The sequence below is a fragment of the Tardiphaga sp. vice304 genome (genome assembly GCF_007018905.1).
In the GTDB taxonomy this organism is placed as follows: Bacteria; Pseudomonadota; Alphaproteobacteria; order Rhizobiales; family Xanthobacteraceae; genus Tardiphaga.
The window spans coordinates 1,030,809-1,046,600 of sequence record NZ_CP041402.1; the positions used below are offsets into that span (position 1 = coordinate 1,030,809).

Consider the following 15,792-nt stretch of genomic DNA (forward strand, 5'->3'; position numbering starts at 1 on the left):
TGCTTTCGTGCAGCCTAGATCAGGCCTGCACGAAGGTGATATGGATGGGTCAAGGCGGTCTTCAAGATCGTCCGTCCAAAATTTTTGTTTCCCTCCATCCCCTTGAAATTCTGTCGATTTCACCACTGGTCCCGCTCATGACGCTCGTCTCGATCCCGGCCAATCCCGTCCCCGACAGCGTCGTGTCCGGCACCATCACGACGCCGGACGGCGTCGATTTGCGGTTCGCGCGCTGGCCGGCGACGTCCGGTCGCCGCGGCACGGTCTGCGTGTTCTCGGGACGCGGCGAATGTATCGAAAAATACTTCGAGACGGTGCGCGACCTGCGCGACCGCGGCTTCGCGGTGGCGATGATCGACTGGCGCGGCCAGGGCCATTCGGCGCGGGCGCTGCGCGATTTTCGTAAAGGTTACGTCCGCAGCTTCAGCGAGTTCGAAATCGACGTCGAGGCCTTCGTGCAGCAGATCGTGCTGCCGGATTGCCCGCCGCCTTATTTCGCGCTGGCGCATTCGATGGGCGGCGCGGTGATGCTGCGCGTGGCGCATGCCGGCAAGCGCTGGTTCGACCGCATGGTGCTGTCGGCGCCGATGGTCGATCTGCCGGGCAGCCGCACCTCTTTCGCGGCGCGCGCGCTGCTGCGGGTGATGCGGCTGACCGGGCAGGGCGGCAATTATGTGCCGGGCGGCGGCGCATCATTGGTCGGCACCGCGCCGTTCAACGGCAACCAGCTCACTTCGGATGCGCTGCGCTACGCCCGCAACGCCGCGCTCTACCAGGAAGATCCGACGCTCGGCATCGCGTCGCCGACGGTGGCCTGGGCCGATACCGCCTTTGCGGCGATGCACGGCTTTCGCGCGCCGGACTATCCGGCGAGGATTCGGCAGCCGATCCTGATGATGGCCGCCGGCAACGACACGGTCGTGTCGACCGCGGCGATCGAGGAATTCGCCTATCATCTGCGCGGCGGCGCGCATCTGGTGATTCCCGGTGCCCATCACGAAATCCTGCAGGAGCAGGACCGTTTTCGCGGCCAGTTCTGGGCGGCATTCGACGCCTTCGTGCCGGGTACGGCGGCGTTTACTTAAGGAGCATCCATGCTCGGCATTCATTCGCTCTGGCTGTTCGTGCTTTCCGGCGTGTTGCTCAACATCACGCCGGGGCCGGACACGGCCTATATCGTCGGGCGCAGCGCGCAGATCGGCTGGCGCGGCGGTGCGGCGGCCGCACTCGGCATCAGTGCGGGATGCCTGGTGCATGTGTTCGCCGCGGCGATCGGACTGTCGGCGCTGCTGGCGGCGTCGTCACTGGCTTTCACCGCGATTAAATGGATCGGTGCGGCCTATCTGATCTATACGGGCATCAAGATGCTGCTGACGCAGGCGGCATCGCCGGCCACCGTGACCGTGCCGCGTGCGACAACGTTGCGCCAGGTGTTCTGGCAGGGCGCGTTGACCAATGCGCTGAACCCGAAGGTGGCGTTGTTCTTCCTCGCCTTCCTGCCGCAATTCGTCGATGCCGCCGCGCCCGGCAAGGCGCTTGCCTTCGTCGTGCTCGGGCTGATCTTTATCGGCACCGGCACATTATGGGGGCTGGGTGTGGCGGCGTTCGCGGCGAAGGCCGCCGGCCGGATCCGGCAGTCCGGCCGCGCGCTCGTCTGGCTCAACCGCGCGCTCGGCGCGATGTTCATCGGGCTCGGCGTCCGCGTCGCGATGCTGCAGGCACGCTGACCCACACACCAAGCGCAGGCCTCTCAATCCACCTCTCCCCAGCGGGGAGAGGTCGGCGCGCAGCGCCGGGTGAGGGGACACAGGTTTGTCGAGGGCGCGCAGCCCCCTCACCCGTCTTCAAGCTAAAGCTTGAAGCCGACCTCTCCCCGGTGGGGAGAGGTGATAAAACATGACCGCCTGCGTCTGAGGCATGACTGTCGTTACTTTAGTACGGCATAGGTGCCGTTGACTGTGAGGTAGACGCCGAGCAGGAGCATGGCGATCAGGAACCAGCGGCGGAAGGCGGCCGGATGCATGCGGTCGCGCACCGCCTGGCCGAGGAACATGCCGGCAAACGCCGCGACCATCGCGACCACGCCGGGCAGCGCGGTGGAGGCGTTGAGCAGCCCGGCGCTGGTCAGGTTGAAGGCCTGCGCCACGGTGGCCACCGTGAAGTACAGGCCGAGCGCCTGCACCAGTTCGTCCTTCTCCATGCCGATCGACTGCAGGAACGGCATCGACGGGATCACCTGGATGCCGGTCGCAGCAGAGATCACGCCGGTGATGACGCCGACGATTCCGCCTACCCATTTCTCGTTGGCGGGCGACACCCGGAACTGGAATTTGACCAGGCTGATAATGGCATAGATCACCAGCAGCAGGCCGAGAACGATCGGGCCGTAGCGCGCATAGGGGCCGATCATCAATCCGGCGCCGGCCCAGATCGCGATCGCCGTACCGAGCATCAACGGCCATAGCCGGCGGATGATGTCGCGCAGATAGGGGCCGACGAAGGTCTGCCAGATATTGGTGACGACGGCCGGCGCGATCACGATGGCCAGCGCCTGTACCGGCGTCATGGCCACCGCCAGCAGGCCGATCGACACCGTCGGCAGTCCGAGGCCGATCACGCCCTTGACGAAGCCGGCCAGCGCAAAAACGGCAGCGATCAAAATGAGCAGGGAATCGATCATGGCCGTACATTGACCGATCGCTCCGGGCGGCACAATCTGGAGGTTCTGCAGCAAGCCTTCGGCAGCGACGAAGGCAGAGGGCGCGGATGCGGTTCGATCTGGTCGATCTTCAATTGTTCGTCGCCATTGCGGAGGCGAACAGCATCACCCATGGCGCGGCCCGTGCGCATCTGGCGCTGGCGTCGGCGAGTGCGCGGATCAAGGCGCTGGAAGCGTCGCTCGGCGTGGCGCTTCTGACGCGTGGCCGGCGCGGCATCGTGCTGACCGCGGCCGGCGAAGCGCTGCTCGGCCACGCCCGCATCGTGCTGCAGGATGTCGAGACGATGCGCAGCGATCTCGGCGGTTACGCGCGCGGCCTGAAAGCCAGCGTCTCGCTGCTCGCCAATACCGTCGGACTTTCCGAACATCTGCCGAAGGCGCTGGCGTCGTTTTTGCGCGCGCATCCGAACATCAGCCTGGCGGTCGAGGAGCGCGAGAGCGCCGACATCGCGCAGGCGATCGCCAGCGGCGCGGCCGACATCGGCTTTGCCGCCGACCACACGCTACCGGACCATCTCGAGCGGTTTTCGTTTTGCGAGGACCGCTTCATGCTGGTGGTCCCGCCGCGCAGCGCCTTCGCCAGCCGACGCCATATCGATTTCCAGGAGGTGGTCCAGCAGGACTTTATCGGGCTGACCAACTCGACGGCGCTGCAGAGCCATATCGGCAAGTATGCCGCGCGGCTCGGCGCGCGGCTGCGCTTCCGGGCGCAACTGCGCGACTTCGATGCGATGTGCCAGATGGTAGCGGCGGGGGTCGGGGTTGCCATCATTCCGGAGGTCGCGGCCAGGCGCTGTGCGCGGTCGATGCCGATCCGGCTGGTGCGGATAAGGGATCCGTGGGCAAGCCGGCGGATGGCGATCTGCGTCCGCAGCTTCAAGGCGCTGTCGCGTCCGGCGCAGCAGCTCTACGAACATCTGCGCAGTGAATCAGTGCCGCGCAGCGCCGGCTAGGAGGAGATCTTGCGGGTGTGGTCGATCAGCGTCGCATAGCATTCGCAGGAGGCGTTTTCGAGCGCGGCGCGGTCGATGATCTTGATGACGCCGCGCGAGTAGCTGATGATGCCGGCGGCCTGCAGCTTGCCGGCGACCTCGGTCACCGAGGTGCGGCGCACGCCGAGCATTTCCGCCATCAATTCCTGCGTCAGGCCGACGGTTGCGCTTTCGGCGCGCTCGGCGGACTGCAGCAGCCACCGCGCGAAGCGCGCCTCGACCGGATGCAGCGCGTTGCAGGCGGCGGTGATCCGCGCCTGGGTCAGCAGCACCTCATTGAAATGAATGCACAGATTGCGCAGCGGCTCGCTGGCGGCCACGGCCTTGCGGAAATGCGTCGAGGAAATCTTGCTGGCGGTCATCGGCAATTGGACCATCACCCGGACCAACGAGATGTAGAGTCCGAGGCCGGCCATCCCGCCGACCACGCCTTCACGACCGACCGTCGCGGTCTCGATCGCCTTGCCGTCGCGCATCACCGCGAGCAGCGACAGCATGCCGTTATGAGGAAAATAGATCTGATCGACTTCGTCGCCGGTCTCCGCCAGCACCAGATTCTGGGATAACGTAACCGTCGTCAAATGGGTTGCCAGCAATGCGAAGTGGTCACGCGGCAGGGCTGCCAACAATTGATTGAGCATGGGGTCGGAATTCGGTGGGTTCAATGCGATTACCTACCCGATCGGTCGGGCCGCGTTTTGCGCAGGGGTGGGGACAGTGCTCCGAGAGCGCGTGCTGCGGCAACTCATTGATATAAGAAGCATAACAGGGATTTGTCGGTCCGGTACCGGTCTTAGCGGGGATTTACCTGAACACTCCCGGATCAGGTGGGCAGTTGAGCTACAAGGCTCGGCGGGCGGCGACCGCAGCCGGCACGAGATTAGTTTTGTCCGACAACGGACGAACGCCGGGATTTGCGAAAAAATGGCGCGAATCCGGCAGAATCGAGGCGCCTGGGCGGTGGCGGAACGCGGGTCCGTCGAAAAGCCGGCGAGGCACGAATTACGGGTTGAGGCGCTTGAGCGCGGCCTCGTGGACGCGGGGATCGCCCGCCGCGACGATGCGACCGCCGCCTTGCGCCGGCTTGCCTTCCCAGGTGGTGACGATGCCGCCGGCGCCGGTCACGATCGGGATCAGGGCCGCGATGTCATAGGGCTTGAGTTCGGTCTCGATCACCAGATCGAGGTGGCCGGCGGCCAGCATGCAGTAGGAATAGCAATCGCCGCCATAGCGCGACAATTGCACGTCCTTCTCCACCCGGAAGAAGACGTCGCGGTCGGCATCGCCCATCAGGCGCGGGCTGGTCGTGAACAGAACGGCCTCGTCGAGCGAGGCGCAGCGCCGCACCATCAGCTTGCGATCGCCGGACGGGCCGGCGTAGCGCGCCGCGCCATTGTCGCCGCTGAAGCGCTCGCCGATATAGGGCTGGTGCATCATGCCGAACACCGGCGTGCCCCTGTGCAGCAGCGCAATCAGTGTGCCCCAGATCGGGAAGCCGGAGATGAAGGACTTGGTGCCGTCGATCGGATCCAGCACCCAGACATATTCGGCGTCTTCTCGCTCACTGCCGAATTCCTCGCCGACGATGCCGTGTTGCGGAAAATTCTGCTTGATCAACCGGCGCATCACCGCCTCGGCGGCGCGGTCGGCCTCGGTGACCGGATCGAAATCATGGCTGTTCTTGTTGTCGATACTCAGCGCGGTGCGGAAGAACGGCCGGATGGTTTCGCCCGAAGCGGTGGCGAGGCGGCCGATGAAGGCTGTGAAATCGATGACCGTCACGGCAGAATCCTTGCAATCGCGCCCGGCGCGGGCTCGCGCTTCTATACATCGCGCCACACCGGCCCGCATCTGCGGATCCGCCGTGACGCCAGAATATCTGCAGGCAAATGGCGGGGTTACCGGATACGTTGAAGCCCGTGGCTAGCCGGCGTTCGGCTGAATCGTCAACATTCGAATAACTCTGTTCAGATGAATTCTGATTCATAAAGAGCGCGCGGCGATTTGACCGTCATTTCTTCAAGTAGTTGACAAATATAAGGAATGTCGCCCGCTCCATGCCGTGTAAAGCCTTCCGCCATGCAAAATATGCATGCGGCTGACGTCAAAAACCCTTGCGTTTTTCACGTCGCGCCTGCATATTGTTGCGGTGCGGTAACGCCTTGCGTTATCGCTGCCCTCCTTGGGCGTTTCCTCCCTAGACTTGGGCCGCTTGCCAACGCAAGCGGCCCTTTTTTCGTTGGAGTTTGTGGGGGACGCTGCGCCAGGGTCGGGCTGGCGGCCCCGCCGGGAATTATTGATGTGTATCCATCAATCTTCCGGACAGTCACGGGAGTGCACACAGACTTCTGCACGGTGCCGCCGGCTGAGAACCAGCGAATGGCACCGATGCCGTTCATGATGCTGGGTTTGTTACTTCAGCGAATTGCTGATGGCCGTAAAACTGGTGTTCGAGCTGGTGCCCAGGCCGTTGACCGCGGCGATGATCACCAGGGAAATCGCCAGCGGTGATCAGGCCGTATTCAATCGCGGTTGCGCCCGACTCGTCGGACCAAAATTTTGAGAGGTAGCTTTTCACATGGCCCCCTGTTGAGGTTGCGCGGAGTCATTCCGCAACCAGAAACGGAGGCGAAAAGCCTAAAGGCGGGGCGGCGCTGCCGCCCACCTATTCCGCCGCGGCCTGGAACGGGCCAAGTTCACTGAACGGAAGTTGCGTCAACGCTTCGGCGAGTACCGCGAAGTCCGCGGCGATCCGGCCGAACCGCGCGGTGCGTTCGCGGCGCCGTTCGTCCATGTAGATAGCCCGGTTGAGTTCGATCTGGACGGCGTGCAGGCCGCTGGCGGGATTGCCGTAATGCTCGGTGATGAAGCCGCCGGCATAGGGCCGGTTGCGACCGTGCGAGTAGCCGAGCCCGCCGAACGAGGCCTCCACCGTCTCCGCAACGATACTGGCGCAACTGGTGCCATAGCGGTCACCGACCACGATGTCCGGCCGCCGCGGCTCGTCGCGCGAAATGCCGATCGACGGCATCGAATGGCAGTCGATCAGGATCGCGGTGCCGAAGCGCTGATGCGCCTGGTTTATCAGCCGGCGCAGCGCGCGGTGATAGGGCTTGTACAGCGTCTCGATGCGGGTGAGGGCGTCGTCGACCTCGAGCCGTTCTCGATAGATCTCCTGGCCGTCGCCGACCACCCGCGGAATCGTGCCGAGGCCGCCGGCCACCCGCATCGAGCGGGTATTGGCGAAGCTCGGCAGCCGGCCGTTGAACATCCGCGGATCGAGCTCGTAGGGCTCGCGATTGACGTCGACATAGGAGCGCGGGAAGTGCACCCGCACCACGGGGAAGCCGCGCGCGGACAGGCCCGCGATCAGCTCGTCCACGAAGGAATCCTCGGAGCGGCGCAGCGCCACGACGTCGATCCGCGATGCATCGAGGAAATCCCGCGGATAGACCGAGCCGGAATGCGGCGAATTGAAAATGATCGGCGCGCGCCACATGGCGGGCTCGACGATGTCGAAGGGAGGCGACAGCTCGCCGTCAAAGGGGGTCATCGAAGCGCGCCATCCCAGCCGCAGGATTGTTCTGCGACCATACTGTGCCAGAAAATCGGGGGAGGGGGCGAACTCATTGCAGGTACAAGCAGCCGGCTGGAGAAGCGTTCAACGTCGTTAAACCGCTTGGGTTTGCGCTCCCGCGCGGCACAAAGCGGCGGCCTTGTTGCGTGCGGAGCCAATCAGGCGCACCATCGCGGGACAGTATTGCTACGGATGTGCGCCCCGCCTTCACCCCAAATTTACCAGACCGGGGGCCTAGTGGGCGTACAGGTCCTCTCATTCGGGTTCGACGTCTCACAGCCATGCACAAGATTCTCCTTGCCGAAGACGACAACGACATGCGCCGCTTCCTGGTGAAGGCCCTGGAAAACGCCGGATTTCAGGTTTCGTCCCACGATAACGGGCTTTCAGCCTATCAGCGTTTGCGCGAAGAGCCGTTTGAAATGCTTCTAACGGACATCGTGATGCCGGAGATGGACGGCATCGAGCTGGCGCGCCGCGCCAGCGAACTCGATCCGGACATCAAGATCATGTTCATCACCGGGTTCGCCGCGGTGGCGCTGAATTCGGATTCCGAGGCGCCGAAGAACGCCAAGGTGCTCGCCAAGCCCGTGCATCTGCGCGAACTGGTCAGCGAAGTGAACAAGATGTTGGCGGCCTGAGGTCGTCTTCCCCTTCTCCTCTCTCACGGGGGAGAGGAGAAGAACGCGACGCTTTTATTTCAATCAGGCAGGGAATGTCGCTTCGGCGTCCTTGCCTGTCTGAACTTGGTCCGTTATACGGACCGCACCCGTCAAGACCGGTTCAAGGGCGCGTAGCTCAGCGGGAGAGCACCTCGTTGACATCGAGGGGGTCACAGGTTCGATCCCTGTCGCGCCCACCATCCAGTCCGCCAGTACCGACATTATTGGAGACTGGCACCAAAGGCCCGCTGTTGGCGGGGTTTTATCGGCCTCCGACAATGGATCTGCGTCTCCGTTCGCCACGAATGGCGTTTTTCGCCGCCCGTCTCCGGTCGTAAAATACCCGTTCAGGGTGGCGTCCTGCACGATAATTGCCAGGCGGCTATGGGCGAATTTTCCGAGGCTCACGATGGGCTCGGGCCGGGTTTCTCGTAACGACCGCGCTAATCCTAGGCGTTCCCGGCGCCTATATTGTTCGGCGGGGGGGTCCTTCCGCTCAGGGCGGAAGCCGATTAAAGCGGCGGCAACCCCAGCTTCAAATATTGCTTCGACCACTCGGCGGGTGCATCGCGGAGTTCGGCGATGCCGATGCCACGGGGAAGGCGCCCCTCGATCGCGGCTTTGACGAGAGGCGGAGCCAGGAATGACATCGATAGTGTTAGATTGACTTGCCGCGTGCTGCATTTTTGTCTCGCCGCAATATCTTCAATAGTCATTCGGCCCGACACGATTTCGTCGAGCCATTGTCGACCGTGTGCGATGGCCCTTATCAGGCCAGCTCGACGTTCGGAACGAATGGGTCGTGCCCGAAGAGAAGACGCCGTTGCAGGCTGGATCACATCCCGGAACTTCCGAGCCGGTGGTTTGACCCAGGGGATGGAGATCACTTCGCCTTGAAGATCTTGGATTACGTCATCTCGATTCTGGGTTTGCTCAGCCAGCGTCTGTTGGGCCGGCTTGATCGCAATCATCAATTCCTTCGAACGGATCTCGATCCTCCCAGCCCAGGTTGTAACCATGTCCGCTACTGGCTGTGCGGCAGACTTGCCCACCAACGATGTGCCAAGGTCTTTCAGTGCCTTTATGACGATTTGCTCGATCTCCTCAGCGGGCACGCGCGAGACCGAACCGACCGGCGCATCGGAATGCCCCCGCTGAAGTGGCTGCGAGATATAATAGCGATACCGCACCCTGTTCTTTGTCGCGTGCGTGGCGATCATCTTGTTGCCCGCGTCATCGAACAGCAGGCCTGACAATAATGGCTTCGACTTTTCCCGACTGGTGGTCCGGTGCGACCATTGGTCTGAAAGTTGGGATTGAACAGCGTCAAACAGCGATCGCTCAAGCAGCGCCGGCTGCGGGCCGGGCAGGATCTCTTCCTTGAACAAGACCTCGCCGATATAGAACCGATTACGCAGTATATAGAATAGAGAGCCCTGAGTGAACGAAACGCCACCTCTTGTTTTGCCAGTTGAGAGGTTTCGCACCTTTGAAGTCAGGCCCTGGCCTTTGAGATCGACCACCAGGAGGTTGACGCTCTTTAGTGCGAGATAGCGCGTGAAGATGAGCCGGACTGTCTTGGCCTCTTCTTCATGAATAAGAAGTTGTCCCTCCGTGAGGGTATAGCCGAGAGGAACCATTCCGCCGACCCAGAGGCCTTTTCGTTTGGAGGCGGCGATTTTGTCCCGAATGCGCTCGGCGGTGACCTCCCGCTCGAACTGGGCAAAGGAAAGCAGGACGTTCAGCGTCAGGCGCCCCATTGAAGTCGTGGTGTTGAACTGCTGGGTTACGGAGACGAACGAAACGCCATGTGCGTCGAATAGCTCGACCAGCTTGGCAAAATCAGCGAGCGACCGGGTCAGCCGATCAACTTTGTAGACAACGATGACATTGATCTTGCGGGCCTTTACGTCGGTCAGAATTTTCTGAAGGGCAGGTCGGTCGGTCGATCCGCCCGAGAAGCCGCCGTCGTCATAACGCGACTTGATCAAGGTCCAACCCGCATGCGCCTGGCTTCGGATATAGGCCTCCGATGCATCGAATTGCGCATCCAGCGAATTGAACGCCTGATCGAGTCCAGCATCGGTGGAGACCCGGGTGTAGATTGCACAGCGAACCGATTTGTTGGCTAAGGTCATGACGGCCTCGTCACCCGTGACGCGGCACGCAGACCAAAAAACCGCGGGCCGTTCCACTTGGTCCCTGTGATGGCGAACGCGACCTTTGAAAGGCTATTGTAAGGGTTGCCCTCAAATGAATACCCACCATCGACCACGATGACGCGATGATCGCGTCCGTTCCACTCCCGGCTCAGGGTGGCGCCGGTCAGCAATTCCTGATTGCGCTGATCTATCCTGTCAGTGAGTTGCGTGATCGTTGCGGATCCAGTCAATCCTGCGGCCGCCCTCAAAATTTGCCGAGATTCTGAATCGATATCTCCAAAGGCATCAACCTGAATGCGATAGGCGAGCATGGCATACAACAAGTGCCGCGGTAAGTGCGAAGGCGCCGCACGACCAGTCTCGCCTTGCCATCGGATACGTAAAGCTCTGAGATCGAGATCGCGCAAGCGCGCGACCTCGATCTCCACACTTGCCGCGCCGTGAGCGCGACGAGTGTTATTTCTAGTCTCCATTCCTTAGAGGCTGACTGAAAAAGAAGCTGAGTGATTTCAGCCAGTTGTGATTCCTTCGGATTTGCGAAGATTCGAGGGAGAGCACGATGGTCTGGACTGAAATCACCCGCCGACACTATAGGCGGGCGAGCTTGCGATATGAAAGCGATACGACGGATGCCGAGTGGTTTGTGATGGAGCCGCTTCTGCCGCCTGCTTCGGCGCTCGGTCGCCCGCGTGCGACAGATATGCGAACGGTGATGGATGCGATCCTGTATATTGCGTCGACCGGCTGCCAATGGCGGCAGTTGCCCAAGGATTTCCCGCCCTACTCGACGGTGCAGGGCTATTTCTACGCGTGGTCGCGCGGCGGACTGTTTGCGTCGCTGAACTACACGCTCGTGATGGCCTCGCGCGAGGCGGCTGGCCGAGAGGCGAGCCCAACGGCCGGAGTGATTGACAGCCAGTCGGTGAAAACCACGGAAAGCGGCGGCCCCCGGGGCTATGATGCAGGTAAGAAAATCAAGGGCCGCAAGCGCCACATCGTCACCGACACGCAAGGAAACTTGGTCGGGCTGGTCGTGCACGAAGCCAGCATTCAGGACCGTGATGGTGCCCCGTGCGTTCTTGCTTCGATACGTTATCGCTATCCGTGGCTGCGCCATATTTTTGCCGATGGTGGCTATGCCGGAGATAAGCTGCGTCAAGCTTTGAAGCGCATCGGCAATTGGACGATAGAAATCATAAAACGATCCGACAGGGAGCAGGGCTTCGAAATCCTACCGCGCCGATGGGTCGTCGAACGAACGTTCGGATGGCTCGGTCGCTGCCGCAGATTGGCAAAGGACTTCGAGACCACAATCGCCAGCGCCGTTGCCTGGGCGTTCGTCGCTCACATTCGCGTCCTTATAAGACGGCTTGCAAAAGCCTGAAATCAAACGAATTCATTATGAGTCAGACTCTTAGGCCGCTCTTGCAGGTTTGTTGGTGCCGCCGACCGTCGTCTGTCCATTGATCCGGTAGCGGCGGGTGCCGCCGATAATTTCAGAAGCTAAATCGAGATTGAGCTTCTTTCGCACGACACCAGCGAAAAAGCCGCGCACTGAGTGTTGTTGCCAGCTGGTCGCTCGCATGATGTCCTCGATTGTCGCGCCATTTATCATCCGAAGCATCGCAAGAACCCGCGACTGTTTACTGCCGGCGCTGGCGCTTGGCGCTGTTGCGGCGGGTAGCTCAGACGCGGTTGGCTGCTTCGCATGCACCTTCTTTGGTGAGTTCGGCGCGACTTGCTTCACATTAACGGCTCCAGCCGTTGCGGCCCTTCGCGCCGGCTTTTTCATCGTGGAGTTGCGCGTCGGCTTTGCTTTTGCCTTAGTCTTCGTCATAGGAATCTCCAAAGCTGCGGGGCATCCATCGCGCCCCACCGCCGCGGCCCCGCAGTGGCCAAACGGCCAGCGGGGCAGGGTCTGAAGAACTTCAGTGCATACTTTTGCAGTGCAGTAGCGCTCCGTTTTCAGAACTAAGCCAGTCCTTTCGCCAGGATTGTGGTCTTCTCTTACAGTCTTAAGGCGACTTCGCTTCTTTCGCCTGGTCGCGCGGTGTGGCAGTTCGGATTCTCCCGTCCCAACCAAGCAGTCCGGGCATTCGACCACCGGCCGGTTAGCTCAGAAAGGCCCGTATTTGCTGGACCTTCTGTATCCGGGAGAAGTTTCAGAGTGGCAGACTGGCCGCAAAAAAAACCTCGATCTCCCGAAAGTCTCCGACCGAGAGTTTCGAAATTCTCGTTTTGGATAGGTTGCGGGCGGAGATCCGGCCTGATCGTCACTTCCGTGTCAACGCCGGAGAGATTTTACAGCGGCTGGCCGGAGTAAAAGTGCAGCACGGACGCAAGCAAGAAGGCCCCCGATCGGGGGCCTTCTTGCTTGTCGCGTTTCATTCCTGAGGGGCTGCGTCCGACGGCGGTTCTGACCGCGCTCGGCGTGACCGGCGTCTGGAGTCGGCGAGCCTAAAGCTGTCGCCGTTCATCTCGAGAATATGGACGTGATGTGTGAGGCGGTCGAGGAGCGCGCCGGTGAGCCGCTCGGAGCCGAACACGGACGTCCACTCGTCGAACGGCAGATTGCTCGTGACCAACGTGCTGCCTCGCTCGTAGCGCTGGCTGAAGACCTCGAACAGCAGCTCGGCCCCGGTCACAGAGAGTGGTACATAGCCGAGTTCGTCGATGATCAGCAGCTTGTAGCCGGCGAGCTGACGCTGAAGACGCAGTAGCCGTTTTTCGTCGCGCGCTTCGAGCAGTTCGTGGACCAGAGCCGACGCCGTGATGAAGCCAACCGATAGACCCTTCTGGCAGGCCGCCAAGCCAAGCCCGAGCGCGATGTGGCTCTTGCCTGTGCCGCTGTTGCCGACGGCAATGATGTTTTCGCGCCGCTCGACGTAGTCGGAGCGCGCCAGTTCCAGCACCAACATCTTGTTTAGCGATGGCAACGCCAGGAAGTCGAAGCTATCGAGGCTTTTAACGGTCGGGAACCGCGCCACCTTGATCCGGCGCTCCACCATACGTCGCTCGCGATCAATCATCTCCATCTCGGCCAGCCGCATCAGGTAACGCGGATGGTCGACGCCTTCAGCCGCACACAGCCGGGCGACCTTGTCGTACTCTCGCAGGAACGTCGGCAGCTTCAACGCCTTCAGATGGTGGGCGAGCAGGATCTGCGGCGCGTCGGTCATGTCGCCACTCCGGCCAACAGATCCATGTACGACCGCGCCGATGTTGTCGCGACCGTCGCTTTGGGCAGATACGGATAGATCGTCATGTCGAGGCGTGGCGGACGCCGCTCGATACGGCACAGCACCAGATGCTTCACGGCATCGAAGCCGACCGCACCGCGCGCGATTGCGTCGCGCACAGCGGCGGCCACGTCGTCGACCTTGAACACCTCGATCAGCCGCAGCACCTGCACAAACTCGCGCTTGCCGGACCTGCCCATACGGGCCTCAAGCAGGCGGCGCAACGTCGCGAACTCCTCGGGCAACTTCCAATCGGCGAGCGGGGCTGCCTGGTCGTGCGCATTGGTTTTCTGCTCGATGAGCGCCAGGTAATGCAGTGGATTGAACACGAAGTCCTCGCGCGCGTAGGAGCGGGGATGGCGCGCAATCACCTCGGCTCCGCAGGCGATGATGACCTCGTGCACATAGCCACGGACCAGCACCTTCTGGTGCCCATAGGCCGTCGGCACCGAGTAGTCATTCAGCCGATAGCGCACCAGCGAGAGCGAGTTGACGCTGCCCGGCTTCTTGTCGCAAGCGTCGTAGGGCGCCGGCAGCGGCTTCTGGAACGCGGCGAGATCGTGCTGCAGCCGCTCGCCGATCGTGCCGTCATGGCCGCGCAGCCGGTCCGCAAGGCGCTTCCGGCACCCCTCCAGAAGATGCCCGTTCAAGGCCTCGAAGTCAGCGAACACGGGGATCGGCACCAGGAAGTTCCGCCGCGCATACCCCACAAGCCCCTCGACCTTGCCCTTGTCGTTACCCTTGCCAGGGCGGCCAAACCGATCCGTGAACAGGTAATGCGATTGCAGCTCGCTGAACACGCGCGTGCGCTGACGCTTGCCATCGCCGAGAATGCGGGCAACCGCGATCCTGGTGTTGTCATAGAGAATCGACTGCGGCACGCCGTCGAAGAACGCGAACGCTCGCACGTGCCCGTCGCAGAACGCTTCCGTCGTCTCCGCCGGATAGCCCACCACGAAGATCGCGTCGGAGTGCGGCAAGTCCATCGCGAAGAAGTGAATCTTGCACTCGACGCCGCCGATGACGCCGATCGCTTCGCCGAAGTCGGCCTGGGCATGCCCTGGCGGATGTGCAAGCGGCACGAACATCTCCTGCGTCCGCTGGCGCCAGCCGGCAACGTAGTCCTTCACGATTGTGATTTTGCCCGTAAATCCGTGCTCGTCGCAGAGCCGCTCGAAAATCCGCTTGGACGTATGCCGCTGCTTCTTCGGCCGGTCCTTGTCGGCCGCCAGAATCGCATCAATAATACCGCTGAACTCGTCGAGCTTAGGCTGCAACGGTGGCTTCCTGCGCACGTATCCGGGCGGCACCGAGAACTTCAGCATCTTCGAGACCGTCCTGGCGTTGATGCCGAACCGGTCTGCCGCAGCGCGCTCGCTGATCCCCTCGATCAGAACGGCGTGCCGGACCCGCGCGTAAAGCTCCACTGTCTTCATCCCCCGCCCCCTGCCGTTCCAGACAAAGGACTCTAACTGCCGCAGTTTTACTCCGGCGCAGCCAATCAAATCGGCCGCTTCAGTGAGGCAGTATTGCTCCGGCTTTTACAGTCCCTTTGGCGGGTCCAATGCCTGATGTGATTGCTATAAGTTTAAGAAAGCGGCTTGGCGATGACATCTTTAGGAGCTGGTTCGCCAAGGTTACGGTCGCTGGTGTTGCGGATGGTACAGTCACTCTGGTGGCTCCTTCGCCTTTCCACGCGACCAAAATCATTATTGACTATGAGGTGCAGCTGCTCGTCGCGTGGCGCGCCATGGATGCCAGTATTGAGCGTGTTGAGGCCTTTGCATCAAAGCCCGGTATTGCCAGAACATAAGTTAGGAGAAGATGCAAAAGTCTGATGGGGAGCCGGACCGGTTAGGGTGCTTCACGCGGAAATAAAAAAGCTCAATACAGAAAGCCATCTGTGCACGCTGCTAATGGAGCTAACGGCGGTCCGCACGGTGAGCTGACTGCCTGGGCTTTGCGTTAGAGACTTCCCGCCCGGCCGAAAGGCACGACCGCGAGCCTCTGGCCTAGCGGGGGGGGTGGTCAAAACTCTGAGGGGTAGGGACATCGGACCGGTTAGGGTGGTCCACATGCAAAAAGTTGTTTTTCAAAAACTAGAAACCCACTTTATAGGCGGAATTTGCGGACGCGCATTTAACGGAATTAATTTAAAAAGCCACTTCCCCTATGTGGATGCTCCGGCGACCAACAAACTCTCCTGCCGCGAAGCTGCTGTTGATCAGGTGCCCGGCCCATATTGAGCGGACTGGGCACCTGAGTCTTTAGACAGCTCAACCCAGAGCGGAGGGTCAATGGGTGTAGCTGCGCTTATTGCATCCATAAACCGCACCCATGCACGCCGGCATCGTCGAGCACGCAACTGGGCTAACTCTGGGTATCTGATTATGCTCGACCTACTCCTGCGGATGCGACTGGCATGCGCGGCAGCAAAATCT

At 61.6% G+C, this 15,792-nt stretch carries 16 protein-coding genes, 1 tRNA gene and 1 pseudogene; 8 read left to right on the forward strand and 10 right to left on the reverse strand.

Annotated features, from left to right (window positions below):
* The first annotated feature begins 137 nt into the window (after window positions 1-137).
* Both FNL56_RS04900 and FNL56_RS04905 read left to right on the forward strand, forming a co-directional pair.
* The gene (locus FNL56_RS04900) at window positions 138-1,085 is read left to right on the forward strand and encodes an alpha/beta fold hydrolase (protein WP_143571843.1); all 948 of its coding nucleotides are present in this window, start codon (window positions 138-140) and stop codon (window positions 1,083-1,085) included.
* Window positions 1,086-1,094: 9 nt separating this feature from the next.
* Window positions 1,095-1,727 (forward strand): LysE family translocator, encoded by a 633-nt coding sequence (locus tag FNL56_RS04905; protein WP_143571844.1) that lies wholly within the window; start codon window positions 1,095-1,097, stop codon window positions 1,725-1,727.
* A 200-nt stretch (window positions 1,728-1,927) separates the two neighbouring features.
* On the opposite strand, the gene FNL56_RS04910 is transcribed toward FNL56_RS04905, so the two are convergent.
* Complete coding sequence (locus tag FNL56_RS04910; protein ID WP_143571845.1) at window positions 1,928-2,680, reverse strand: sulfite exporter TauE/SafE family protein; 753 nt, start codon at window positions 2,678-2,680, stop codon at window positions 1,928-1,930.
* An 86-nt stretch (window positions 2,681-2,766) separates the two neighbouring features.
* Here FNL56_RS04910 and FNL56_RS04915 point away from each other — a divergent pair, with 86 nt between their 5' ends.
* Window positions 2,767-3,672, forward strand: coding sequence for a LysR substrate-binding domain-containing protein (locus FNL56_RS04915; RefSeq protein WP_143571846.1), 906 nt, complete (start codon window positions 2,767-2,769; stop codon window positions 3,670-3,672).
* Here FNL56_RS04915 and FNL56_RS04920 read toward each other — a convergent pair.
* The 4 genes and pseudogenes from FNL56_RS04920 to FNL56_RS04935 form a co-directional block, all read right to left on the reverse strand.
* Window positions 3,669-4,352, reverse strand: a complete 684-nt coding sequence (locus FNL56_RS04920; RefSeq protein ID WP_143581804.1) for a Crp/Fnr family transcriptional regulator — start codon at window positions 4,350-4,352, stop codon at window positions 3,669-3,671. The two genes, FNL56_RS04915 and FNL56_RS04920, sit on opposite strands and share 4 nt — an antisense overlap.
* A gap of 361 nt (window positions 4,353-4,713) precedes the next feature.
* A complete protein-coding gene (gene hisN / locus FNL56_RS04925; RefSeq protein WP_143571848.1) occupies window positions 4,714-5,493 on the reverse strand; it encodes a histidinol-phosphatase in 780 nt (259 codons plus the stop codon).
* 630 nt (window positions 5,494-6,123) lie between these two features.
* Window positions 6,124-6,289, reverse strand: a pseudogene (locus FNL56_RS28125) (Flp family type IVb pilin).
* Between the two features lie 87 nt (window positions 6,290-6,376).
* Window positions 6,377-7,264: an N-formylglutamate amidohydrolase gene (locus FNL56_RS04935; protein WP_143571849.1), complete on the reverse strand. Its 888-nt coding sequence runs from the start codon at window positions 7,262-7,264 to the stop codon at window positions 6,377-6,379.
* Window positions 7,265-7,569: 305 nt separating this feature from the next.
* Here FNL56_RS04935 and cpdR point away from each other — a divergent pair, with 305 nt between their 5' ends.
* Both cpdR and FNL56_RS04945 read left to right on the forward strand, forming a co-directional pair.
* On the forward strand, window positions 7,570-7,929 hold the full coding sequence (gene cpdR / locus FNL56_RS04940) for a cell cycle two-component system response regulator CpdR (protein ID WP_138833499.1): 360 nt from the start codon (window positions 7,570-7,572) through the stop codon (window positions 7,927-7,929).
* A gap of 146 nt (window positions 7,930-8,075) precedes the next feature.
* A tRNA-Val gene (locus FNL56_RS04945) sits at window positions 8,076-8,150 on the forward strand.
* 312 nt (window positions 8,151-8,462) lie between these two features.
* Here the strand turns inward: FNL56_RS04945 and FNL56_RS04950 are convergent.
* Both FNL56_RS04950 and FNL56_RS04955 read right to left on the reverse strand, forming a co-directional pair.
* Window positions 8,463-10,088 (reverse strand): recombinase family protein, encoded by a 1,626-nt coding sequence (locus FNL56_RS04950; RefSeq protein ID WP_143577535.1) that lies wholly within the window; start codon window positions 10,086-10,088, stop codon window positions 8,463-8,465.
* Window positions 10,085-10,540, reverse strand: a complete 456-nt coding sequence (locus tag FNL56_RS04955) for a DUF2924 domain-containing protein (protein WP_441351268.1) — start codon at window positions 10,538-10,540, stop codon at window positions 10,085-10,087. Before FNL56_RS04955 ends, FNL56_RS04950 begins: the two co-directional genes overlap by 4 nt.
* Window positions 10,541-10,671: 131 nt before the next feature.
* Here FNL56_RS04955 and FNL56_RS04960 point away from each other — a divergent pair, with 131 nt between their 5' ends.
* Window positions 10,672-11,496 carry an IS5 family transposase gene (locus FNL56_RS04960; protein WP_143577461.1) on the forward strand — a complete coding sequence of 275 codons (825 nt, stop codon included), beginning with the start codon at window positions 10,672-10,674 and terminating at the stop codon, window positions 11,494-11,496.
* A gap of 30 nt (window positions 11,497-11,526) precedes the next feature.
* On the opposite strand, the gene FNL56_RS04965 is transcribed toward FNL56_RS04960, so the two are convergent.
* The 3 genes from FNL56_RS04965 to istA all read right to left on the reverse strand — a co-directional run bounded on the left by FNL56_RS04965 (window position 11,527) and on the right by istA (window position 14,787).
* Window positions 11,527-11,949, reverse strand: coding sequence for a DUF3489 domain-containing protein (locus tag FNL56_RS04965; protein ID WP_143577537.1), 423 nt, complete (start codon window positions 11,947-11,949; stop codon window positions 11,527-11,529).
* 547 nt (window positions 11,950-12,496) lie between these two features.
* The gene (gene istB, locus FNL56_RS04970) at window positions 12,497-13,291 is read right to left on the reverse strand and encodes an IS21-like element helper ATPase IstB (protein WP_143577538.1); all 795 of its coding nucleotides are present in this window, start codon (window positions 13,289-13,291) and stop codon (window positions 12,497-12,499) included.
* Window positions 13,288-14,787 carry an IS21 family transposase gene (istA, locus tag FNL56_RS04975; protein ID WP_143581805.1) on the reverse strand — a complete coding sequence of 500 codons (1,500 nt, stop codon included), beginning with the start codon at window positions 14,785-14,787 and terminating at the stop codon, window positions 13,288-13,290. The genes istB and istA overlap by 4 nt, the downstream gene beginning before the upstream one ends.
* A 128-nt stretch (window positions 14,788-14,915) precedes the next feature.
* Here istA and FNL56_RS04980 point away from each other — a divergent pair, with 128 nt between their 5' ends.
* Together FNL56_RS04980 and FNL56_RS27575 are read left to right on the forward strand one after the other, a co-directional pair.
* A complete protein-coding gene (locus FNL56_RS04980) occupies window positions 14,916-15,164 on the forward strand; it encodes a DnaA N-terminal domain-containing protein (RefSeq protein WP_143577569.1) in 249 nt (82 codons plus the stop codon).
* 262 nt (window positions 15,165-15,426) lie between these two features.
* Window positions 15,427-15,597 (forward strand): hypothetical protein, encoded by a 171-nt coding sequence (locus FNL56_RS27575; protein WP_168202858.1) that lies wholly within the window; start codon window positions 15,427-15,429, stop codon window positions 15,595-15,597.
* Window positions 15,598-15,792: the final 195 nt, after the last annotated feature.